Here is a 21,843-nt window from a genome sequence, read left to right on the forward strand (position 1 = left end):
TGGGACAAGACGCAGGCAATCACCGCTTCACCTGACGTCCTCGCCGCCGTGACCCGTCATTCGATCGGGGGAGAGCGAGGGCGGAGCGGTTCCCTCCATGGGGCGCGACATGGATCACAGCGCGCCGCGACAAGGATCACAGGCGGGCCGGCCGGGACGGCCCGCCCGCCCGGGCGTCTCGCCTGATCATGGCAGGTTTCATGACGCTGTGCGCCCACCCCTGCACTGTCCGCACTTCCCTTACCTGCCCCTATGGTCGATTTCGGGCCGTCCTCCTGGGGCGGCCTTCGTCCGTCCGGCATGGGCGGACCGTGTCCCTGTAGTCGATCGAAGGCAGGCGAGAAGATCTTGGCGACCGCTACATCCGTCGCAGCTTCGGCCCCGTCCCCGGCCCGGACCCCGTCCCGGGCCACTTCAACCGATGTCACCGTCGTCGACCCGGCGCTGGTCAGGCGTGCGGTCAGGGCGGCGGCCCTCGGCAACGCGATGGAGTGGTTCGACTTCGGTGTCTACAGCTACATCGCCGTCACGCTCGGCAAGGTCTTCTTCCCGTCGGGCAGCCCCACCGCCCAACTGCTCTCGACGTTCGGCGCCTTCGCGGCCGCGTTCCTGGTCCGCCCGCTCGGCGGCATGGTCTTCGGCCCGCTCGGCGACCGGATCGGCCGGCAGAAGATCCTCGCCCTCACCATGATCATGATGGCGGCGGGCACCTTCGCGATCGGTCTGATCCCGTCGTACGCCTCGATCGGCATCGGCGCCCCGGTCCTGCTGCTCGCGGCCCGGCTGGTGCAGGGCTTCTCGACCGGCGGCGAGTACGCCGGTGCGACGACCTTCATCGCCGAGTACGCGCCCGACAGGAGGCGCGGCTTCCTCGGCAGCTGGCTGGAGTTCGGCACCCTCGCCGGCTACATCGGCGGTGCGGGCCTGGTCACGCTGATGACCGCCCTGCTGTCCACCGAGGACCTGCTGTCCTGGGGCTGGCGTGTGCCGTTCCTGATCGCCGGCCCGATGGGCATCATCGGCCTGTATCTGCGGATGCGTCTTGAGGAGACCCCGGCGTTCGCCGCCGAGGTCGAGAAGGCCGAGCGTGCGCGCCCCAAGGTGAAGGTGCGCGAGATGGTGACGGGCCAGTGGAAAACCCTGCTGCTCTGCATGGCTCTGGTGCTGGTCTACAACGTCACCGACTACATGCTGCTGTCCTACATGCCGAGCTATCTCACCAGCGAGCTGAAGTACGACGAGACCCACGGCCTGCTCGTGGTGATCGGCGTGATGGTGCTGATGATGATCGTGCAGCCGTTCGCCGGCGCGCTGACCGACCGCGTCGGCCGCCGCCCGGTGATCGGCGCGGGCTGCGTGGGATTCCTGGCCCTGTCCATCCCCGCGATCCTGCTGATCCGCCAGGGCAGCCTGCTCGCGGTCGGCCTCGGCATGGGCGCGCTCGGCATGCTGCTGGTGTGCTTCACCGCGGCGATGCCGGCGGCCCTCCCGGCCCTGTTCCCCACCCGCGTCCGCTACGGCTCCCTGTCCATCGGCTTCAACGTCTCCGTGTCGCTGTTCGGCGGCACGACGCCGCTGGTGGTCACGGCGCTGATCGGCGCGACCGGGAACCTGATGATGCCCGCGTACTACATGATGGCCGCGGCCGTCATCGGCGGGGTGGCCGTCTGGTACATGAAGGAGTCGGCCGGCCGGCCGCTGCCGGGGTCCGCTCCGGCGGTGGAGGCCGAGCAAGAGGCCGAGTAAGCGGAGTGACACGCCCTCGGGCAGGAGCGGGCGGCGCCGGACACGCGCCGCCCGCCGCCGTGTCTCCCCGGCTCGTCCCCGGTCGCCCGCAGCGGCCCCGACCCGCTGCGGGACGGGCGGCGCCATCACGGCGCGTGCGGGGCACGGGCCGGGCGCGCGAACCCCGGCCCGCGAGGGACACGGGATACCCCGCGGCGCACCTCGCCGCCCCGCGGCGGGGAACCGAATCTTCCGCCGCGCCGTCTGTCACCCTGTCCGACGGCAACGGGGGGTTGGGGCAATGCGGGGGACACGGCTCGGACGGTGGGCCACGACGAGGGCGCTGACGGTCGTCCTGGCACTGCTCGCTCTTCAGATCGGCGCGCTCATGGCGCCCGCCTACGCCTGCGGATGCGGCGCCATGGTGCCGGGCCAGGGCACCCGGATGTCCGTCTCCGGGGAGACCTCCGTGGTCCGCTGGGACGGCCGTCGCGAGCAGATCGTCATGAGCCTCACGGTGGGCGGCACCGCTCGCGAGGCCGCGTGGGTCATGCCGGTCCCCCACCGCGCGACCGTGAAGCTCGGCGACTCCGCGCTCTTCGACGAGCTCGACAAGGCCACGGCCCCGGAGCAGCGCACACGGCACTACTTCTGGCCCAAGAACGGCGACTGGCCGTTCGACGGGGAGTCCGACTCCTCCGCCGCGGACCGCCCCGGCATGGACGGCGCGGGCTCACCCGTGGGCGTGGTCGGCCGTGAGCGCCTCGGGCCGTTCGACGTGGCCCGGCTGACCGCCACCGACCCCGACGCCCTGAGCGGCTGGCTGCACGCCAACGGCTTCCAGCTCCCCGACACCCTGAACCAGGCGCTCCGCCCGTACGTCGCCGAGCACTGGGAGTACGTGGCGATCCGCCTGGCCCCGGCGGACCACAGCGGCACGGGGTCCACCACCGGCGCCACACCCGCACCCACGTCGAGCGCCACGCCCGGAGCCACGCCCACGTCGAGCGCCACGCCCGGAGCCACGCCCGCACCCACGTCCAGCGCCGTGCCGGGATCCACTTCCGGTGCCACGCCGGGGTCGACAGCCGAGCCCACACCCAGCGCCACGCCCAGCTCCACTTACGGACCCGTCCTGGGCGGCACCCTCGACCCGCTCCGCATCGAGTTCGCCAGCGACGACCTCGTCTACCCGATGCGGCTGTCCCGACTGGCCGCCACCCCACAGCACCTGTCCCTGTACGTGCTGGCCCGGCACCGTATGGAGCCGCGTTCCACGATCGGCGGTACGCCGCCGAGGATCACGTACGCGGGCCGGGTCACCGGCGCGCACAGCCCGCTGGCCGGCCTGACCTCCGGCACGGACTTCCTGACCGCTTTCACGCAGGACTTCCCCGAGCCGGCCCGGATCGACGCCGACGACCACCTCACACGCACGGCCGCCGACACGGCCTACCGCCAGGTCGTCTACGAATACGAGCTGCTGACCGTGGGCGGTGTTCCGGCCTGGCTGCTGACGGTCGGCGGCGTCGTGGCCGTCGCCCTCGCGGCCACCGCCCTGGCGCTGCGCGCCCATGCCCGCCGCCCGGTGGTCCCGCCCGCCCCGGTGCAGCCCCCGCCGCCGCTCGGCTGAACACCACGGCGACACCCGCCCGGGACCGGAAATCGCCTGCCGATCCCCCGCTTCCCCGGCTATATTCCTTAGCAAAACTATTTAGCGGGTCTAAATAGGCAGGGGAAAGGCAGCACCACGCATGACCGACCAGCACGACGAGCAGCTCTGGAAGAGCGTCGACGACTACTTCACCTCCTCGCTGGCCCCGGCCGACGAGGCACTGGAGGGGGCCCTGCGGGACAGCGACGCCGCCGGTCTGCCACACATCAACGTCGCCCCGGCCCAGGGCAAGCTGCTCCAGCTGCTCGCCCGGATCCAGGGCGCGCGCCGCATCCTGGAGATCGGCACGCTCGGCGGCTACAGCACCATCTGGCTGGGCCGCGCCCTGCCCGCCGACGGCCGCCTGGTGACGCTGGAATACAGCGAGAAGCATGCCGAGGTGGCGCGTCGCAACATCGCACGCGCCGGCCTCGACAAGATCACCGAGGTGCGCACGGGCCCTGCCCTGGACACGCTGGCGAAGCTGGTCGCCGAGGGCGCGGAGCCGTTCGACCTGGTTTTCATCGACGCGGACAAGGCCAACAACCCGCACTACCTGGAGTGGTCCGTCAAACTGACCCGCCCGGGCAGTGTGATCATCGTCGACAACGTCGTACGCAGCGGCGCGGTCACCGACGCCGGCAGCACGGACCCGAGCGTCGTCGGCACCCGCCGGGCGATCGAGCTGATCGCCGAACACCCGAAGCTGGACGGGACGGCGGTGCAGACGGTCGGGGCCAAGGGATACGACGGCTTCGCCCTGGCCCGCGTCCTGGGCTGACGACGGGGACGGCGGAGTCGGTGACGGTGGCTGCGGTGGCGGTGACTGTTGCGGTGGCGGCGGGGACGGTCGAGAACCCCGCCGTGACTCCGACGCGCCGTCACATCTCGTGGTAGAAGCCGACGTTCACGCTGCGCGGCCCGGTGCGGTCCTGGATGACGAGCTCACCGGAGCCGCCGCGCGGCAGCGGCGTCGTGCCGCCGTAGGCGACCGGCCGCCCGACCCCTTCGACGATCAGCCGTACCTCGGAAGAGGGGTCGGCGTGCGAGCCGCGCAGCCAGGTGACGCTCCACGTCCCGTCGGCCCCGCACACGAACTCCAGGTGCGAGCGGGACACGAACAGCCAGTCGTCCGGCGTCACGAGCCGGCACACGCCCGGGTCCCGGCCCACGCGCAGCACGGCACCCGGGTCGCTCGGCGCGTCCGCCATGAGCATGCCTGCCGTCGCGCCGGCGTCCGCCCCGGACACCGAGGCCATGGTGAGTTCGAGCACGGGTGCTCCTCCGATTCCCCTGTCGCTGCCGGGGCCAATGCGACGGCTCCCGGCGGTGGTTGACGCGCCGCCGCCGCATCCTGGGCAGAGCGGGCGAGGCCCCGCCCGGAGCATGTCACAGGACGGAACACGCCGTGGCGGCTCTGCGACAATAGGGACATGACCGAGCGGAAGCCACCGGACGTCAGCTTCGAGTCCTGGGTGGACCGGCAGATCCGGGAGGCCGAGGAGCGCGGCGACTTCGCCGGACTTCCCGGTGTGGGCAAGCCCCTGCCGGGCGGTCCCGACACCTCGTACGACGAGCTGTGGTGGGTCAAGCGGAAGATGGCCCGCGAGGGCCTGTCCCACCTGCCGCCCTCGCTCGCGCTGCGCAAACAGGCGGAGGACGCGCTGGCCGCTGCCTACGCCGCGCCCTCGGAGGACGCGGCCCGCCGCATCATCGCCGACATCAACTCCCGTATCGAGGAAGCGCTCCACCGCCCTCCGCCGGGGCCGCCGCTGCGCCTTCGCCCGTACGACCCCGAGGCGGTCGCCGAGACCTGGCACAGCCGGCGGCAGCGGGACTGACCGGCCTCGGGCGGTCCATGCGGGTAAGTGGCGCGGTCAGCGCTGCCGATCAGTCCTGCAGATCAGTCCTGCCTGCGAGCGGTGCCGATCAGTGCTGCCGATCGGCCGCGAGCCCGGGGTGACCGGCGGGACCGGTCGGCAGGACCGCCGCCTACGCCCCGCCGGTCTCCGCCTCCAGGGCCTGCCGTGTGGGCGCCCCGTACGCTCCCGGCTCGTCGTCGATGCCCCTGGCCTGCTGGTAGCGGAGGACGGCCGCCTCGACCGATGAGGAGTACTTGCCGTTCGGCGGGCCGGTGTACAGGTTCAGCCGGGCGAGCCGCTGCTGGAGTTCACGCACCTGCGGGCCGTGGTCGCCGGGGCGCAGGACGGTCGCGGCGGAAAGCGACCCGGCGGGAGGGGGCGTCGTCGCCGGGGCCGAGGCGCCTGCGGCCGGGGCGGCCGATGCGGAGGGACCGGAGGACGCCGGGGTCGGCCCGGTCGCCGACGCGGACGGGCCTGCACTCGACGAGGCCGTCGCCACGGCCGGAGCGGAACTTTGGCCACGGGCCGAGGGGGACGCCGGCGGGGCCGGGAACGGGGTCACCGGGGTCGTCGTGACCGTGTCGGGGAGCGCCGTGTCATGGGTCGGCCTGTCGGGGGAGAACAGGTCCGTGGCGAGGGCGACGCCTCCGATGACGGCGGCCGTGAGCGTCGCGGCCGCGGCGGCCGGCAGAGCACGTCGGCGCCGGCGCGGCGGGGCGACGTCGGCGCCGGTGCCGACGTGGTCTCCGGCCCCCGGTGCCTCCGGGAACAGGACGCCGATCTCCGGTGCGGGCTCCGCGGGCGCGGGGTTCTCCACGACGGGTCTCGGCAGCGGGGCGGTGTCCGCCGTGGAACCGCCCGCCGGATGTGCGCCCGCCAGGGGGCCGCCTGTCGGATGTCCGCCGGGCATCGGGTCGCCCGGTCGCGGGGCGTTCCCGGGCAGGGCGCCGGGACCGTACGCCGAAGGGGAGGTTCCCGGTCGGGTGCCGTGGGCCGCGCCGGGGCTTCCCGGCACGCGACCCCGCTCCGCACCGGAGCCGCCCGCCACGGAGCCGTGCCCCGCCTCCGAGCCCCCCGCCACGGAACCGTCCGTCCCCGGACCGCCGACGTCCCGCAGCGTGACGTACGGGCGTATCCGCAGCGGATCGAAATCCGCCGCGGCGCTCCGGGCCGACCGCTCGTACCGCGGCGCGTCCGCGGTGCGCCGCCCGCAGTCGCACACGGGCTCACCGTCCGGACCCCGCTCCGCACCGCATGCGGGACACCGTTGTGTACTCACTTTCCGGCCCCTCCCCTGAGAACTCCAGCGCAAGCGATTATGCAGAGCCGCCCCGTGCCGGACTCCGGCGCTCCGGTTCGGACCCCGGCCACCCCCGACCCCGACAGGCCATAACGGGTCACACCCGACACGATAGAGAATGACCCCGGGCGGGACGGACCCCGGGCTCCGCAGGAGGTGTCCATGACGCAGGACGCGCACGACGCGCACGACGCGACGGGCACACAGGGCACGCACGGGACGAGGGGCACGCAGGACAAGGGGGACACGCACGGCACGCGGGCCCCCGGCCTGCCGCCCGACGGGGCCGGGACGGGTGCCGCCGGCCCGGAGCGGACGCGCCGCGGCGTGCTCGTCCCGATGGGCGCGCTGCTGCTCGGGCTGCTGCTCGCCGCGCTCGACCAGACGATCGTGTCCACCGCGCTGCCCACCATCGTCAGCGACCTCGGCGGCCTGGAGCACCTGTCCTGGGTCGTCACCGCCTATCTGCTGGCGTCGACCGCCGCGACCCCGCTGTGGGGCAAGCTCGGCGACCAGTACGGCCGCAAGAGGCTGTTCCAGACCGCCATCGTGATCTTCCTGGTCGGCTCGGCGCTGTGCGGCATGGCGCAGGACATGCCGCAGCTCATCGCCTTCCGAGCCCTCCAGGGCCTCGGCGGCGGCGGGCTGATCGTGCTGTCGATGGCGATCGTCGGCGACCTCGTCACACCCCGGGAGCGCGGCAGGTACCAGGGGCTGTTCGGCGCGGTGTTCGGTGCGACGAGCGTGCTCGGGCCGCTGCTCGGCGGGCTGTTCACGGAGCATCTGAGCTGGCGCTGGGTGTTCTACGTCAATCTGCCCATCGGCATCGTCGCGCTCGCCGTCATCGCGGTCGCGCTGCGCATCCCGCGGCGTGCGGAGCGGCACACCATCGACTACCTGGGCACCTTCCTCGTCGCGTGCCTGGCGACGTGTCTGGTCCTCATCGCCTCGCTCGGCGGCACCACCTGGGCCTGGAACTCCCCGCAGATCATCGGCCTGGCCGTGCTCGGCGCGATCCTGCTCGTGGCGTTCGTGGCCGCCGAGCGGCGGGCCGCGGAGCCGGTGCTGCCGCTGAAGCTGTTCCGCATCCCCACCTTCACGCTGAGCGCCGTCATCAGCTTCATCGTCGGCTTCGCGATGTTCGGGGCGCTGACCTATCTGCCGACGTTCCTCCAGGTCGTCCACGGGGTGTCGCCGACGATGTCCGGGGTGCACATGCTGCCGATGGTCTTCGGCATGCTGCTCTCGTCCACCGGGTCCGGCCAGATCGTCAGCCGCACGGGCCGCTGGAAGGTGTTCCCCATCGCGGGCACGGCCGTCACCGTCGTCGGGCTGCTCCTCCTCCACCAGCTGGACGAGACCAGCAGCACCGCCCGGATGAGCGTCTACTTCTTCGTCTTCGGCCTCGGCCTCGGCCTGGTCATGCAGGTGCTCGTGCTGATCGTGCAGAACGCCGTCTCGTACGACGACCTGGGCGTCGCCACCTCCGGCGCCACCTTCTTCCGCTCCATCGGCGCGTCCTTCGGCGTCGCCATCTTCGGCACGATCTTCGCCAGCCGGCTCGGCGAGAAGCTCACGGCGGCGTTCCACGGTGTCGCACTGCCGCCCGGAGCCGGCCCCGACGCGCTCAAGGCGGACCCCCGTGGCATCGCCCAGCTGCCGCCGGGGCTGCGGCCCGCTGCCCTGCACGCGTTCTCGTCCTCCATCACGGACGTGTTCCTGTACGCGGCACCGGTCGCGTTCGTCGGCTTCGTCCTCGCCTGGTTCCTGCGCGAGGACCCGCTGCGCGGCTCGGTGACCGCACCCGACACCACCGAGACCCTGGCCAGCAACCCGGTCCAGCGGTCCTCGTACGACGAATGCGCGCGCGCCCTGTCCGTGCTCGGCACCCGTGAGGGCCGCAAGGCCGTGCACGAGAAGATCATCGAACGGGCGGGCGTCGATCTGCTGCCCGCGTCGGCCTGGCTGCTGCTGCGCATCAACCGCTACGGATCCGTCGAGCCCGCCCTGCTCGCCGAGCGCAGCACCGTGCCGCTGCACGTCGTCTCGGCGGCCGCCCGCCAGCTCGAGGAGCGGCGGCTCGCGGTGCGCGACGGACTGCCGCTGGTGCTCACGGAGGCGGGGCGCGCGGTCGCCGCGCGGCTGGCCAAGGCCCGTGAGGAGTCCCTGGCCGAGATGCTCGGCGACTGGTGGGGACCCGACCGCCCCACCGATCTGACCCAGCTCGTCGAGGAGCTGAGCGGGGAGCTGTGCGGGTCCGATGCGGAGCGGCCGGGCGACGGCTCCTTCGTCCCCACGACCGCGGGCCTGCACGGCCCGATCGCCCACGGGCCCGACGTCAGGCCGTGACCTGCGCGGTGGGCGTCACGCAGTGACCGGCGGGCGGCCGGGTGTCACGCCGCGACCGGAGGGCTGGGTGCCACGCGGTGACCGGCGGGGCGGTACCGGACCCGTGGCCGCCGGGCCCGGCGTCACGTCGTGAGCCGCTTCGTGAACCAGTGCTCGGCGTACGGCTGGTCGTTGTGCGCCCGCGTCTCCTCGTACCCGTGCCGCGCATACAGCGCACGGGCCTCCACCAGGTCGCTGCGGGTGTCCAGGACGAGCCGCCCGGCGCCCAGCGCACGGGCCGCGTCCTCGACCGCCGCCAGCAGCACCGAACCACAGCCCTTGCCGCGCCATCCCTCCCGGACGAAGACGCGCTTGAGCTCACCCGTCGTCGCGTCGACGAGCCGCACCCCCGCCATCCCGGCGGGCTCGTCGCCGTACCGGGCGACGAGCAGCACACCCGTGGGCGGCGCGAGATACGTCCCCGGGTCGGCGGCGATCTCCCGCTCCAGCTCCTCCGGGTCCGTCGCGTGCCCCTCGTACAGCTGGTACCAGCGGTCGCTGACCTCCGTGTAGTACTCCCGCCACAGCGTCGTGGCGGCCGGTGAGTCGAACGGCTCGGGGGCGACGGTCCAGGAGGCGGCGTGCGACGTCCCCGTCGGGGTGCGGGTCATGCCGGTCATTGTCGGCGCACGAAGCACCCTGCACGCAAACGGATTTCAGGGTGCCCACCGAGCGGCCCCTGGGGCGGGGGAGTTCCCGGACACTATGAGGCATGAACCGCACCGACCGGCTGTACGCCCTCGTGGAGGAGCTCCGTGCGGCCTCCCCGCGCCCCCGCAGCGTCCGACGCCTGGCCGAGCGGTTCGAGGTGAGCACCCGCACCGTCGAACGCGACCTGGCCGCGTTGCAGCAGTCCGGCGTCCCCATCTACGCGGAACCCGGCCGGACCGGCGGCTACGTCCTGGACAAGGAGCAGACCCTGCCGCCGCTGACCCTCACCCCGGCCGAGGCGACCGCGCTGGCCGCGGGGCTGAGCGCCCTCGGGGACACCCCGTTCGCGGCCGATGCGCACAGCGCCCTGCGCAAGGTGCTGTCCGTCATGCCGGGGCGCGAGCGCGCGGCCGCGGCCGAACTGGCGGGCCGGGTCCGGCTGCTGGTGCCGGTCGCGGGACCGCCCCGGCGGCCCGTCCCCGCGGTTCCGGATCCCGTGCGCGAGGCACTCGCCGCGCGCAGGGTGCTCCGCCTGGAGTACGCCGACGTGTCCGGGGACGTCACCGGACGGGACGTCGAGCCGCTCGGGTTCCTCGGCGGCGACACGCACTGGTACCTGGTGGCCTGGTGCCGGCTGCGCGCGGCCGAGCGGTGCTTCCGGCTCGACAGGATCCGCGACGCCGCCGTGCTCGACGAGCGCGCCCCGGAACGGCCGTTGGACCTCGGCCGGCTCGACACGGAGTCCTTCGGCCGGTACGCGGTACCGCTCACCGGGATCGCGTCGGCGTCGTAGACCGGGCCGCATCGGGCATCGTCGACCGGTCCACGTCGGCATCGTGGACCGGTCCGCGTCGGATTCGAGGACCGGTCCGTCCGCAGCCGCACCGCGGGGTCCGTGTCGGCCTCGAAGGACCGACCGCGCCGGACACGGAATCCGTAAACACCGACAGGACGTTGTCGCCGGCGCCGGGCACGGTGGTGCCTCCGACGACGAAAGGCACCCGTCATGACATCCACCACGCCCACCGCATCCACCCCGCCGCTTCCTGCCACCCCGCCGACCGGCGGCGCACTCTTCGAACGCTGGACGGAGCTGTGGAACGGCGACTTGACGGCACCGGAGGCGTTCCTGGCCCCGGACTTCTCCATCTGGTTCGGGAACGGCAGCACCGACCCCGCCGTCACCGACGCGATCCACGGCCCGGCCGCCATCGTCGACTTCATCACCGCCCACCGGGCGAAGCTCCCCGGTGTGCGCTACTTCGTCGACGGCACCCCGCTCACCGACCCGACGAGCGGCCAGGTGGCGTCACGCTGGTACGTGACCTTTCCGGACCCGGACGACGGGGGCCGCACCGTGGAGAAGAGCGGCATCGACTTCTTCGCGGTCGACGCCGAGGGCCGCATCGCGAGGGTCTGGTCCCTCACCGGCATCCGCCGCGCCACACCCTGACGCCCTCGCCCGGCCGCCCCGCGGCGACGGCGGGTGACGCGGGCGGCGGGCCGTCCCGCCGGACGGTGCCGCACGGGTGCGCCCGGTCAGTGGGTCCCGTCGCCGTCCGGGGCGGTGGCCCGCCGGCCGCCCAGCACAGCGGCGATCGGCAGGGCCGCTGCCAGGCCGCTCATGAGGAGGGCGGCCAGCGCGCCGAGGACGGCGGGCTGGTCACTGAAGGCGATGCCGATCGCGGCCAGCGCGGGCCCTGCGTTGCGGACCGCCGCGACGCCGCCCATCGTGGTGCGGCGCACCCGGGACCCCGTTGCCAGCAGCGTGCCCACGCCGAATGCCGCGGCCGAGAAGAGGAACCCGGCGAGGAGGGAGAGCGAGCCGAACAGCGCCACGACGTCACGCCAGTTGCCCAGCAGCATGCCCGCCAGCACGATCAGGAACGTCACGTTCGAGACCTTGGTCGCCCCGGGGTGCCACGACCGCGCCGTCGCCGGTGCCCACCGGCGCAGTACGAAGCCGACGGCGAACGGCACGAGCTGAAGGACGGCGACCGTACGCACCAGCGTGGCCACGTCCAGGGAGACGCCTCCGCCGATCCGGGCCGCCGTGAAGATGCCGTTGGCGGTCGGGCCGAAGGTGAGGCTGCCGATGGCGGCGAGCAGCACCTGCATCGCCGCCCCCGCGACCACGTCGCCCTTCTGCACCATGGCCAGCTTGGCTCCGAACGGCCCGCCCGGCGATGCCGCGACCAGCACCAGGGCGACGAAGGACGCGGTCGGCAGGCCGAGCAGCGCGGCGATGCCCCAGCCGAGCAGGGGGATGACCACGAGGTTGGCCACGAGGGCCAGCAGGAGCAGCGGGAGGTTGGTGAAGACCGCGCGCAGCGACGACAGGGTCGCTCCGAGTCCGGCGGCGAACATCGTGGCCACGATGAAGATCACGGTGACCGCGTTGAGCAGCAGATGCAGCGTGTCCATGAGTCGTCCGCCCTGAGGTGCGCGGGGGCTCGGCCGACCTCGTCGGTGGCCGACGTCCAGAATCCCACGCGGCCTCGGCGCCGGGCCGCTCGCCGCGCGGCCGTCCCGCGGGGAATCACGGTCGCCGATGGGGTCTCCTCGCCCATCGGACCCGTCCCGCGCGGGCCTCCGCCCTCGCACCGTGAATGCGCCGCCCCAGGGGGACCGTTCGGGCCGCGAGGTGCGGTTTCGGTAAAGAGTTCGATATCGACAGTTCAACGACCTTGTTCTGCGCATGACTCACTCGATGGGATGCCGGAGACCACTTCATGCGACTCCGAACCACTCAGGGGGATATTCATGCGCATAGCCCGTACCGGGCAGGGCGTCGCGACGTCCATGGCCGCCACCGCCGCCCTCGTCGTCGCCGCGCTGGCCGCCGCTCCACTGACCGGCTTCACCACCGCCGCACACGCCGCCGTCCCGCACACCAAGGCGGTGCCGGCCGTCGCCGGGCACACCCTGGTCCACGGCGTGGCGAGCCCGCTCTCCATCGAGCAGTGCCAGGCCAAGTGGAAGATCGCCTGCTACAACCCGCTCCAGTACCGCACCGCGTACAACCTCAACGCGCTGTACCGGAAGGGCATCACGGGCAAGGGGCGCACCATCGTCATCGTCGACTCGTTCGGCTCCCCCACGGTCCAGCACGACCTCGACGTGTACAGCAAGCAGTTCGGCCTGCCCAGCACCAAGGTCAACGTGGTCAAGTGGGGCAACGTGCCCGTCTTCGACCCCAAGAACGAGGACATGACCGGCTGGGCCGGCGAGACGACCCTGGACGTCGAGATGGCGCACGCCGTGGCACCCGACGCCAAGATCGTCCTGGTGGAGACGGCCGTCTCCGAGACCGAGGGCACCACCGGCCTCCCGGAGATGATGGACGCCGAGAAGCACCTGATCGACCACGGGGTCGGCGACGTCATCAGCCAGAGTTTCGGCGCGACCGAGAACACCTTCCCCGGCTTCGACCAGGGCGACTTCTCCAGCATCAAGAAGCTGCGGTACGCCTTCCAGGCCGCGAAGCGGAAGCACGTGACCGTCCTCGCCTCCTCGGGTGACGGCGGCGCCACCGACAACATGGCGGACGGCCGGCACTACTACAAGAAGCGCGTCAACTCCTGGCCCTCCTCCGACCCGCTGGTCACGTCCATCGGCGGCACCCAGCTCCACCTGAACGACAAGGGCGAGCGTCTGAAGCCGGAGAGCGTCTACAACGACAACGGCGCGGGCGGCGGCGGCAAGTCCCACGTCTTCTCCCGCCCGGCCTTCCAGGACGGCGTGAAGAAGACCGTCGGCGCACGCCGCGGCACCCCGGACATATCGATGGCCGCCGCGGTCAACGGCGGTGCGTGGATCTACTCCAGCTACGACCCGACCGCCACCGGCTGGGACGTCACCGGCGGCACCAGTGAGGCCGCCCCGCTCTTCTCGGGCATCGTCGCGCTCGCCGACCAGGCGGCCGGCCACCGGGTGGGCAACATCAACGAGGCGCTCTACCAGCTCTCCGAGCGCTCCGCCCACCACGACCGGAAGACCGGCCTCGTCGACGTCAACGACGGCACCGACAACAGCTACGCCGGCGTCAAGGGCTACAAGGCCGTCGACGGCTACGACATGGCCACGGGCGTGGGCACCCTGGACGCCCTCCGCTTCGTGCCCGCCGTCGCCCGGGCGAGCCACCGCGGCTGACCCACACTGCGGCAATCAGGATCCTCCCCCCTGAGAGCCACCCCTCGGACGGCCCGGGCAACACACCCGGGCCGTCCGCCTGTCCGCACACCCGCCCCGTTCCCCGGCGAGGCCTTTCCCTCGGGCCTGCCGGCTGCAGCCCAACGCACGGTCGAACGCCGCGTACGCAGATGGAGGGGACGGAAACCCGGACGGATGGCGGAGCGGGGCTCGCCGGCATCTCCGGAGCCGAGGAGGAGCCATGGCACTGACACGGCTTCACTCCATCGCCCTGAGCCGAGCAGAGAGCACCGAGGCGTGCGAGGGCACACGAGCCGCGGGGACCGTGGGCGTGCGTCGTCGTTGACGTCAGGCGTGGATGTCAGGCACGCCGGGGCACGATGGCCACCGCCCGGTAGTCGTACCCGTCCTGTTGGAAGCCGGGGGCCTCCCATGTGAGGTCGACCTGCTGTCCGGGCGACAGTGTGCGGAAGCCGGTCGCCCGGATGTCGGAGAAGTGGCCGAAGCAACCGCCGGGGGTCTCGGGGGAGTCGAGCACACCCCACCCCTCCTCGTCGCTCCACTCGCGGACGGTCGCAGTCACCATGAACGCAACCCTACGGGCTCTGTCCGCGCCGGCACCGGCCGGGCCGCGTCCTACCTGTCGCCTTCGTCCCGGCCGTCTTCGAAGACGAAGAGCGGTTTGGCGCCGTGCGCGGGTGCTTCGGCGAACGAGATGGCTTCAGTGAAGCGTTCGAGCGGGAAAGGCCGGCCTTGGGGGATGCTCAGCACTTCATCAGCGACGAGACTGCGCACCTCGGTCAGCGCGCGCAGCGCATCCGCAGCTGAGGCAGTGCCGAACCAGCGGTTCAGCCAGAAGCCACGGACTGTTTTGGTCTCGTAGATGACCGAGCGTGCCTGCAGGGGGATCGTCAGCGCTGCCGGGTCGGTCTGCCGATGGGTGGAGAGCGCGCCGTAGACCACGACCTCTCCTCCCGGAGCCAATGCCTGGGACACCTGGGCACCCACGTCGCCCGCGACACAGTCGGTGGCCTTGCGCACGCCGGCCGGTCCTGCAATCTCGGCCACACGCTGCATCAGGTCCTCGTCCTCGGTGCAAATGACCTCGTCACCACCAAGCGCTTTGATCTCCTCGACGGCAGCGCGCCGCCGTACGACATTGATCGTGCGCATACCCAGATGCCTGGCCAGCTGAATGACGAGCCGGCCGACGGTGGAGCCCGCGGCCGTCTGCAACAACCATTCACCCGGCTGTACGTCGAGTTCGCGAGTCACCAGGAGCAGCGCGGTCAACGGGTTGACGGCGAGCTGACAGGCGCTGGAGTCGCTCAGATGGTCGGGGACCGGCAGGAGCCTTCGTGCATCGGCAACAAGGTATTCCTGCCACGTACCGGCCACATGCGGCCCGGGTACCGCCGGGACAGCAACGGCCACCACGCGCTCGCCGATCTTCAGTCCCTCGGTATCCGGGCCCAGGGCCTCAATACGGCCCACGCATTCCATGTGACCCCCGACAGTGGGGAACTCGGGGGAGAAACCGTAGCGGCCACGCAGCACGTGCAGATCACTGGCGTGAATCGGAGTCGCCTTCACGTGGATCAACGCCTGACCGGCCTCCGGCGTGGGAACAGGCCGGGATTCCAGCCGCAGGACATCGGCCGGCTCGCCAACCATTCCGGCTACGAGCGCGCGCATGGATTGCGGCATGAGTGACCTCGTCTCTCAGCGCCCGACGAACTCGGCGGGCCTTCTGGACAGGAACAATGCCGGTGGCGGCATCCTCGTCGGCGGACGGATCGGATGCCCGAAGGTGTCGGCGAGATTCTTGACGAGCGTCTGTGTGCTGTCAGTCATCATTGATCACCTCGATGGACTGGACCCCGGGCGCATGCCCTGCGAAGTCCGCCGCACGCACCGCACCCGAGAGCCCCTGGGAGTCCCCGACATCACGCTAAGCGCCGCGGACAGGCCCTGCAATCCAGCCTCCGACCGGTCCACCCGGTCGCCAGTCCGTATGGCCGCAGGCGAAGGAGCGAGGTCGGCGAAGCCACTTCGGCCGGGAGCTGCTTTGGCGCTAGTGATCACGGCCCGTAGGCTTCCGGCGCGTCGGGAGCATGTTGAGCTGCCCGGTAAAGCACGACGTCGGGGCCGTGATCTTCGAGGCTCGGTCGGCTCCACGACTTTGGCCGGCCACTTCGGCGCGCTGAGTGTCGCCACCTATTCGCTGCTTCGGCCCCCCATGACGCGGGCGCCGAAGCAGGACGGTGCAAACGTCGGCCGCGCACTTGCGGGCGCAGCCAAGGCCGCGGCCACCGCGCATGGTGGAGTGCTTGAGTCAGGAGGCCTTACTTCGTGACCCTGGTGATGCGCCAGGCGATCATTCCGGCTGTACCGGGCGTAGCCCCGGTGTCGATTCTGACTCCACCGGGTGCGTTGGACATGCGCTGAGAGACAGGAACGCCGTCGCAGGGCATGACCCGGTGCACAGGCGTCTTCAAAGCCACCGAAAGACTGATCTTCCCTCTCCCCGTGCAGACGACCGCCAGCTCGTAAGACTTTCCTCGCGTCGTGGTCGACTCCGTATGGATTCCGTCGCTGACTCGCTCCAGCCCTGATTCGACGAACAGGGGGTCGCTGTCGTCGACCGTTTCAGTCCCCAGCGCCTCTTCGGCCTGCCTGCCGAGCCGCTTTTCATCGAGTGTCGGCGTCGGCGTCGCCGAGCGACTTCTGCCGGGCTTGTCCGTTGGCTCGTGCGTCGCGCCTGCACCCCCGGTACAGCCGGCGACGAGCCCGATGGACAGGACGGCACCGCACAGGACGAGCCGCCGCTTCAGATGGCAGGGTCGGCCGGTCACGAGCTTGTCGACCAGTAGCGCCAACCGGTTGATTCGGTCGGGAGTTTCGCGGTACCCGACCCCAGCTTCGCTTTGCCGCAACGATTGGCGCCGGTTGCCCACTTGGTCCACGTCACCTTTGTAACCGAAGGAACCGTACGGCACGTTGCCGTACTTGCGGCTCGGGATGTCATGGCTGAACTCGTGTCCCGCCGTGACCCCCACCTTAACCACCAAGTGGATCTTCTGAGCAGAGTCCGACGATGAGCTCGAAACACGGTCGGTGCACGTCCAGCGAGCTGGACCGGACGGTCACCGGCCGTCAAGAGGGCCACTACCGGCGTTACGGCACGGTCGACCGGAGCATCAACAACCTCGGACATCCTGAACGCGACAGTGCCCCGCGGCCCGGATCGGGCGAGGCGCGGGGCACTGACGGGTACGGAGCAGAGACGTCAGGAACAACCGACCCTGCGGCCTGGCCCTAACCGTTGCTCTTGGGCGCCGCCTGCTGCACGACCTCGAAGGACCACAGCGTGGACCCGCTCGCCGCCGGCTTGGGGCGCTCGCCGCCCTCCGCTGCGGCGCCGCCCTGGTGGGCCGCCTTCATGGGGCCCTCCATCCAGGCCTGGAAGGAGGCCTCGTCGCGCCACCGGGTGTACACGAGGTACTGGTCGGTGCCTTCGACCGGACGGAGAAGTTCGAACCACTCGAAGCCGTCCGAGCTCTCCACCGTGTGCGCACGGGAGGCGAACCGCTTCTCCAGGACCTCCCGCTGCTCGGCGGGGACAGTCAGTACGTTGATCTTGACTACGCTCATGGCCCCATCCTGCCGCACCGGTCGTCAGGAGCGGGTGAGTGACCTGGGCACTGTCCCGGCGGTCACGAGTGGAGCCGCATCACAGGGGCCGGGCACCGCGACCGCGTCCGGCGCCTCAGGCGAGGCGAGTGATCAGGATGCGGCCTCCCTCGTACACTCCGCCGTCGATGGCGACGACCCGGTCATCGGCGTACCGCAAGACGTCCCGGACGTCTTCGGGTGCCACACCGAAGTACTTGGTGAGCGTGCTGTGCCCGTGCACGAGCACGTCGCCGCCGAGCGTGCGCAGCATGACCGAGACGGGATCGTCGGCGTGCGCCGCCTCCGCGTCGCGGAACGCCCCCCGGTCGCTCATCCTTTCGCAGAACTCCAGCCACACGTCGGTGTCCGCGGAGTTCAGGGTGGTGGCCACGGCGGCGTTGACGTCCGCGACCGTCGATCCGAACTCCAGGTACCGAACGGTGTCCGAGTGGATGAGCAGGTAATCGTCGACGAGCACGATCGCGGGCAGCTCGGTGATCCAGGCGATGTGTTCCGGGGCGAGCCGGCGCAGATCCTCCTCGCAACCGCCGAAGCGCGCCCAGCCGCCCCGGAAGCCGCCTGGTTCGTCCCAGCCCGGGACGGACGCGGCGCCGAAACGGTGAGCGGCGAGCAGTTGCACCTCGTGGTTGCCCAGCAGAGCCCCTATTTCGCCGCCGTCGGCTGCGGCTTCGGCCGCCAGCCTCCGGACGTCCTCGATGACACCGATGCCGTCCGGGCCGCGATCGACGTAGTCGCCGAGCAGCCACAGCCGTGCGTCGCCCCCCGACCACCGCCCCTTGCCGTCGACAAGTCCCGCGTCACGGAGCGCTTCTTGGAATTCGGAGCGATGGCCATGGACATCGGCGGCCACGTACAGAGGGGTACTCGAAATTGACATGGGCCCGGACGCTACCAGCGGACTTACCGGACACGCGTGCATTTTGACTGCTGATCGGCAGCAGCGGCTCCAGCCGGACGGACAGGCCTCGCCCCTCCGTGCGGGCGGCGCGCGTCATGCGGACCCTCGGCGGTGCCGGATCCGGCCTGGGGCAGCGGTCCGGTCGGCCGGCACGGGGCTCGCCATCCTGCCGGTGCCACCCGGCCCAGGGCCGTCAGCCGATGTGGAGGCGGATCTCCCCGTCGGCGGCCGCCTCGACGCGTACTGCGCGGAGGTCGTCCACCTGCACGGTGGGGGCGTAGGCGCCGGCTCGTGGGCCGATGCCCACGACGCGCATGCCGGCCGCCCGGCCGGCGTTGATCCCGGCCTCGGAGTCCTCGAAGACGATGCAGTCGGCCGGGTCGACGCCGAGCTCGGCGGCGCCCTTCAGGAAGCCCTCGGGGTCGGGCTTGCTCGCCCCCACGGACTCGGCGGTGATCCTGACGTCGGGCACGGGCAGACCCGCGGCGCCCATCCGGGCAGCGGCGAGGGCGACGGTGGCGGAGGTCACCAGGGCATGCGGCAGACGGCCCGAGGCAAGGGCCGCCAGGAACTCCGGCGCCCCTTCGATCGGTACGACCCCGTCGACGTCGGCGGTCTCCTCGGCGAGCATGCGCGCGTTGTCCGCGTGGTTCTCCTCCATGGGCCGCTCGGGCAGCAGCAGCGCCATGGACGCGTAACCCTGACGGCCGTGCACCACCTTCATGACGGCGTCCCCGTCGAGCCCGTGCACACCGGCCCAGCGCCGCCAGCACCGCTCGACCACGGCGTCCGAGTTCACGAGCGTGCCGTCCATGTCGAGGAGAAGGGCGCGAGCGGTGAGAACGGTGGCCGACATCGGCATGCTCCAGTGCACGGTGAGAGGTCCGGGAGGGTCGCCCCCGGAGGTCAAGCGGCTCCGCCCGCCGGTCAGGGAAAACGGGCGGAACCACTTTGTTCCTCTACGATACAAAACGCGGGGCGGGTTGCGCCACTGCACACCGCACTTTGTTTCTTCACGATACAAAATGAGGGGTCGGTTGCGCCACCGCGCCCCCGACGCGGCCCCCCGGAAGCCCACCGCCTACCGGTCCCCCGGAAGCGGCCGCACCCCCGTCACGACCGTGGCGCCGTACTCGTCGGACTCCGCGACCCGTACCGACAGGCAGCCCCGCTCCATGATCGCGACGGCCTCGCCCACCTGCCGTTCGCTCGTCTCGACGAAGAGCCCTCCGCCGGGAGCCAGCCACTCCCCCGCCTCGGCGGCCACCCTGCGCAGCACGTCCAGTCCGTCCGCACCTCCGTCGAGCGCCACGAGCGGCTCATGGGTCCGCGCCTCGGCCGGCAGCAGGTCGACGTCACCGCTCGGAACATAGGGGACGTTCGCGGCGAGGACGTCCACGCGCCGACGGAGGGCCCCGGGCAGCGCGCGGAAGAGGTCGCCCTCGTACACCCGGCCGCCGACGCGGGCCAGATTGCGTCGCGCGCACCGCACCGCCGCCGGTTCGATGTCGGCCGCATGCACCTCGCAGGAGCCGAGGGCCGCGGCCAGCGCAGCGCCGACCGCGCCCGTCCCACAGCACAGATCGACGACGACCGGGCCGTCGCAGCGCCCCCGTACGAGCTCGAGGGCCTGCGCGACAAGGAACTCGGTACGGCGGCGCGGCACGAACACACCGGGGTCCACGGACACCCGCAGACCGCAGAACTCGGCCCACCCCACGACGTGTTCCAGGGGCAGCCCGGCGGCGCGCCGGTCCACCATCGCGGCCAGCTCGGCGGGCGTACCGGCCGCCTCACGGAGTATCCGCGCCTCGTCCTCGGCGAAGACACAGCCCGCGGCGCGCAGCCGTTCGACGACGTCCGCCTCGGACGGCGAAGGGCGGGGCGGGAGGGACGGCGAGAGGGCGCGGAGAGAAGAAGCGCGCGAGGCGGCGCGGGAGGTGGAAGAGGAGCACGAAGGAGAGGAGCAGGGCGGAGGGGAATAAGGGGAAGAGCAGGATGAAGAAGGGGACTTGTGTGACATCCAGAGCCTTTTCGGGAACCGAAGGGGGCTCTTCCGTTCGCCCCGGCCGGCCCGGCCGAACCGCCTGAAGCGGCTAGATCGGGAGGACCGCGGGACCACGAGGGGAGAGCACCCGGCCTGACATGGCGTTGATGGGTCTCACCTCCTCGGTCCGTTCACCGTCACTGGCGACCGCCACCCTACGCGAGTCACCCGCCGTGCGCACGCCCCGCCATCCGCCGCCGGATCCCTGGACGTCCGTATGCACGCACCCCGGGCGCCGCCCCCACCGCACGCCCCGGCTTCGCCCGCCGCACACCCGTGACCGTCGCCGGACCGGACCGCAGCCTTCCGCCGCGACGCCACCACGCCGCCGAGGTCACTACGCCGCCGCGCCACCACGCCATCGTGTCGCCGCCAACCGCCACGCCGCCAACGCCACTACGCCACCGCGGTGCCGCGACCCGCCACGCCGCGCCGCGCCCACTCCGGCACAACGACCGCACCCGCTCCGGCACAAGCGCCGCCCCGCTCCGGCACACGGGCCACCCTCTCCGGTGCAGGAGCCGCCCCTCCCGCACAAGAACCGCCCCAACTCCCTTACACAGCAACGTCACACCACTTGATGTGACGTGCACATGACGCAACCCTGTTACCTGACGCCCATCTCCCGGCAACCCACGGGCGCCAGCATGGCCGGGCTCCGCGGCCATCACCCCCCCCACTACAAGGGAGTTCGAATGTCCGATGTCTACGCGCGTCGACGCCCCGCCGGTATATCCGGCGCATCCCGCACGAGCCAGGCGGGCCGCGGCCACTCGCGTCGTCGCCTCGGCGTCCTGGCCTCGCTCACCGCGGCCGTGTCGGCCGTCGCCCTGTTCGCCGGACCGTCCGCACAGGCCTCTCCCCCCACCCCGGTGAGCGCGGCGACCGCGCGCACCTACCTGTCGGGGCTGACCGTTCAGCCCGAGGGCTCCCTGACGGGCTACAGCCGCGACAAGTTCCCGCACTGGATCACGCAGCAGGGGACCTGCAACACGCGTGAGGTGGTGCTCAAGCGGGACGGCAGCAACGTCCGGACCGACTCCAGCTGCGCCGCCGTGTCCGGCAGCTGGTACTCGGAGTACGACGGGGCCACCTGGACCGCCGCGTCGGACGTCGACATCGACCACGTCGTACCGCTCGCCGAGGCCTGGCGGTCGGGGGCGAGCGGCTGGACGACCGCGCAGCGGCAGTCCTTCGCCAACGACCTGACCCGTCCACAGCTCATCGCCGTCACCGACAACGTCAACCAGTCCAAGGGCGACCAGGACCCGGCCAAGTGGCTGCCGCCGCGCACCGCGTACCGGTGCACGTACGTCCGCATGTGGGTCCAGGTGAAGCACGACTACCACCTCACCCTCGACTCCGCCGAGAAGAGCGCCCTGCAGTCGATCCTCAACGGCTGCTGACGACGCGTTGCGGGACCGCCTCCGGGCGACCGGCACGGGAGGAACCGGAGGAAATGGCTCCGGG

General features: G+C 71.8%; 21 protein-coding genes. 9 read left to right on the plus strand and 12 right to left on the minus strand.

Annotated elements, in window-relative coordinates; translation table 11 throughout:
• The first annotated feature begins 300 nt into the window (after positions 1-300).
• The 3 genes from proP (at position 301) to ACWCP6_RS01245 (ending at position 4,160) form a co-directional block, all read left to right on the plus strand.
• Positions 301-1,746 carry a glycine betaine/L-proline transporter ProP gene (gene proP / locus ACWCP6_RS01235; RefSeq protein WP_450930537.1) on the plus strand — a complete coding sequence of 482 codons (1,446 nt, stop codon included), beginning with the start codon at positions 301-303 and terminating at the stop codon, positions 1,744-1,746.
• Positions 1,747-2,026: 280 nt separating this feature from the next.
• The gene (locus tag ACWCP6_RS01240; RefSeq protein WP_450930225.1) at positions 2,027-3,358 is read left to right on the plus strand and encodes a DUF2330 domain-containing protein; all 1,332 of its coding nucleotides are present in this window, start codon (positions 2,027-2,029) and stop codon (positions 3,356-3,358) included.
• Between the two features lie 121 nt (positions 3,359-3,479).
• Positions 3,480-4,160, plus strand: coding sequence for an O-methyltransferase (locus tag ACWCP6_RS01245; RefSeq protein ID WP_450930226.1), 681 nt, complete (start codon positions 3,480-3,482; stop codon positions 4,158-4,160).
• A 100-nt stretch (positions 4,161-4,260) separates the two neighbouring features.
• Here the strand turns inward: ACWCP6_RS01245 and ACWCP6_RS01250 are convergent, their stop codons facing one another.
• On the minus strand, positions 4,261-4,653 hold the full coding sequence (locus ACWCP6_RS01250) for a hypothetical protein (protein ID WP_450930227.1): 393 nt from the start codon (positions 4,651-4,653) through the stop codon (positions 4,261-4,263).
• Positions 4,654-4,812: 159 nt separating this feature from the next.
• Between ACWCP6_RS01250 and ACWCP6_RS01255 the strand changes: the two genes are divergently transcribed.
• The gene (locus tag ACWCP6_RS01255) at positions 4,813-5,220 is read left to right on the plus strand and encodes a DnaJ family domain-containing protein (RefSeq protein ID WP_450930228.1); all 408 of its coding nucleotides are present in this window, start codon (positions 4,813-4,815) and stop codon (positions 5,218-5,220) included.
• 151 nt (positions 5,221-5,371) lie between these two features.
• Here the strand turns inward: ACWCP6_RS01255 and ACWCP6_RS01260 are convergent, their stop codons facing one another.
• On the minus strand, positions 5,372-6,463 hold the full coding sequence (locus ACWCP6_RS01260) for a peptidoglycan-binding protein (RefSeq protein ID WP_450930229.1): 1,092 nt from the start codon (positions 6,461-6,463) through the stop codon (positions 5,372-5,374).
• Between the two features lie 417 nt (positions 6,464-6,880).
• Between ACWCP6_RS01260 and ACWCP6_RS01265 the strand changes: the two genes are divergently transcribed.
• Positions 6,881-8,890: a DHA2 family efflux MFS transporter permease subunit gene (locus ACWCP6_RS01265; RefSeq protein WP_450930538.1), complete on the plus strand. Its 2,010-nt coding sequence runs from the start codon at positions 6,881-6,883 to the stop codon at positions 8,888-8,890.
• Positions 8,891-9,012: 122 nt separating this feature from the next.
• Here ACWCP6_RS01265 and ACWCP6_RS01270 read toward each other — a convergent pair whose 3' ends face one another.
• Positions 9,013-9,540: a GNAT family N-acetyltransferase gene (locus tag ACWCP6_RS01270; protein WP_450930230.1), complete on the minus strand. Its 528-nt coding sequence runs from the start codon at positions 9,538-9,540 to the stop codon at positions 9,013-9,015.
• Positions 9,541-9,641: 101 nt separating this feature from the next.
• Here ACWCP6_RS01270 and ACWCP6_RS01275 point away from each other — a divergent pair, with 101 nt between their 5' ends.
• Complete coding sequence (locus ACWCP6_RS01275) at positions 9,642-10,373, plus strand: helix-turn-helix transcriptional regulator (protein ID WP_450930231.1); 732 nt, start codon at positions 9,642-9,644, stop codon at positions 10,371-10,373.
• A gap of 213 nt (positions 10,374-10,586) precedes the next feature.
• Complete coding sequence (locus tag ACWCP6_RS01280) at positions 10,587-11,033, plus strand: nuclear transport factor 2 family protein (protein WP_450930232.1); 447 nt, start codon at positions 10,587-10,589, stop codon at positions 11,031-11,033.
• Positions 11,034-11,119: 86 nt separating this feature from the next.
• Here ACWCP6_RS01280 and ACWCP6_RS01285 read toward each other — a convergent pair whose 3' ends face one another.
• Positions 11,120-12,004, minus strand: a complete 885-nt coding sequence (locus tag ACWCP6_RS01285; RefSeq protein ID WP_450930233.1) for a bile acid:sodium symporter family protein — start codon at positions 12,002-12,004, stop codon at positions 11,120-11,122.
• A 339-nt stretch (positions 12,005-12,343) separates the two neighbouring features.
• Here ACWCP6_RS01285 and ACWCP6_RS01290 point away from each other — a divergent pair, with 339 nt between their 5' ends.
• Positions 12,344-13,732: a S53 family peptidase gene (locus ACWCP6_RS01290; RefSeq protein ID WP_450930234.1), complete on the plus strand. Its 1,389-nt coding sequence runs from the start codon at positions 12,344-12,346 to the stop codon at positions 13,730-13,732.
• 361 nt (positions 13,733-14,093) lie between these two features.
• Here ACWCP6_RS01290 and ACWCP6_RS01295 read toward each other — a convergent pair whose 3' ends face one another.
• The 8 genes from ACWCP6_RS01295 to ACWCP6_RS01330 all read right to left on the minus strand — a co-directional run bounded on the left by ACWCP6_RS01295 (position 14,094) and on the right by ACWCP6_RS01330 (position 20,349).
• Complete coding sequence (locus ACWCP6_RS01295) at positions 14,094-14,318, minus strand: cold-shock protein (protein WP_450930235.1); 225 nt, start codon at positions 14,316-14,318, stop codon at positions 14,094-14,096.
• Positions 14,319-14,368: 50 nt separating this feature from the next.
• Entirely contained in the window at positions 14,369-15,439 is a 1,071-nt protein-coding gene (locus ACWCP6_RS01300) for a zinc-dependent alcohol dehydrogenase family protein (protein ID WP_450930236.1), read from the minus strand.
• A 15-nt stretch (positions 15,440-15,454) separates the two neighbouring features.
• Entirely contained in the window at positions 15,455-15,586 is a 132-nt protein-coding gene (locus tag ACWCP6_RS01305) for a hypothetical protein (protein WP_450930237.1), read from the minus strand.
• 491 nt (positions 15,587-16,077) lie between these two features.
• Positions 16,078-16,803, minus strand: coding sequence for a hypothetical protein (locus ACWCP6_RS01310; protein ID WP_450930238.1), 726 nt, complete (start codon positions 16,801-16,803; stop codon positions 16,078-16,080).
• 247 nt (positions 16,804-17,050) lie between these two features.
• Positions 17,051-17,386, minus strand: coding sequence for an antibiotic biosynthesis monooxygenase family protein (locus ACWCP6_RS01315; RefSeq protein ID WP_450930239.1), 336 nt, complete (start codon positions 17,384-17,386; stop codon positions 17,051-17,053).
• Between the two features lie 115 nt (positions 17,387-17,501).
• Complete coding sequence (locus ACWCP6_RS01320; protein WP_450930240.1) at positions 17,502-18,305, minus strand: metallophosphoesterase; 804 nt, start codon at positions 18,303-18,305, stop codon at positions 17,502-17,504.
• A gap of 214 nt (positions 18,306-18,519) precedes the next feature.
• Positions 18,520-19,182, minus strand: coding sequence for an HAD-IA family hydrolase (locus ACWCP6_RS01325; protein ID WP_450930241.1), 663 nt, complete (start codon positions 19,180-19,182; stop codon positions 18,520-18,522).
• A 225-nt stretch (positions 19,183-19,407) separates the two neighbouring features.
• Positions 19,408-20,349: a putative protein N(5)-glutamine methyltransferase gene (locus ACWCP6_RS01330; protein WP_450930242.1), complete on the minus strand. Its 942-nt coding sequence runs from the start codon at positions 20,347-20,349 to the stop codon at positions 19,408-19,410.
• 719 nt (positions 20,350-21,068) lie between these two features.
• Between ACWCP6_RS01330 and ACWCP6_RS01335 the strand changes: the two genes are divergently transcribed.
• Complete coding sequence (locus ACWCP6_RS01335; RefSeq protein WP_450930243.1) at positions 21,069-21,779, plus strand: HNH endonuclease family protein; 711 nt, start codon at positions 21,069-21,071, stop codon at positions 21,777-21,779.
• Positions 21,780-21,843: the final 64 nt, after the last annotated feature.

It is taken from the genome of Streptomyces sp. NPDC002004, from assembly GCF_053593975.1.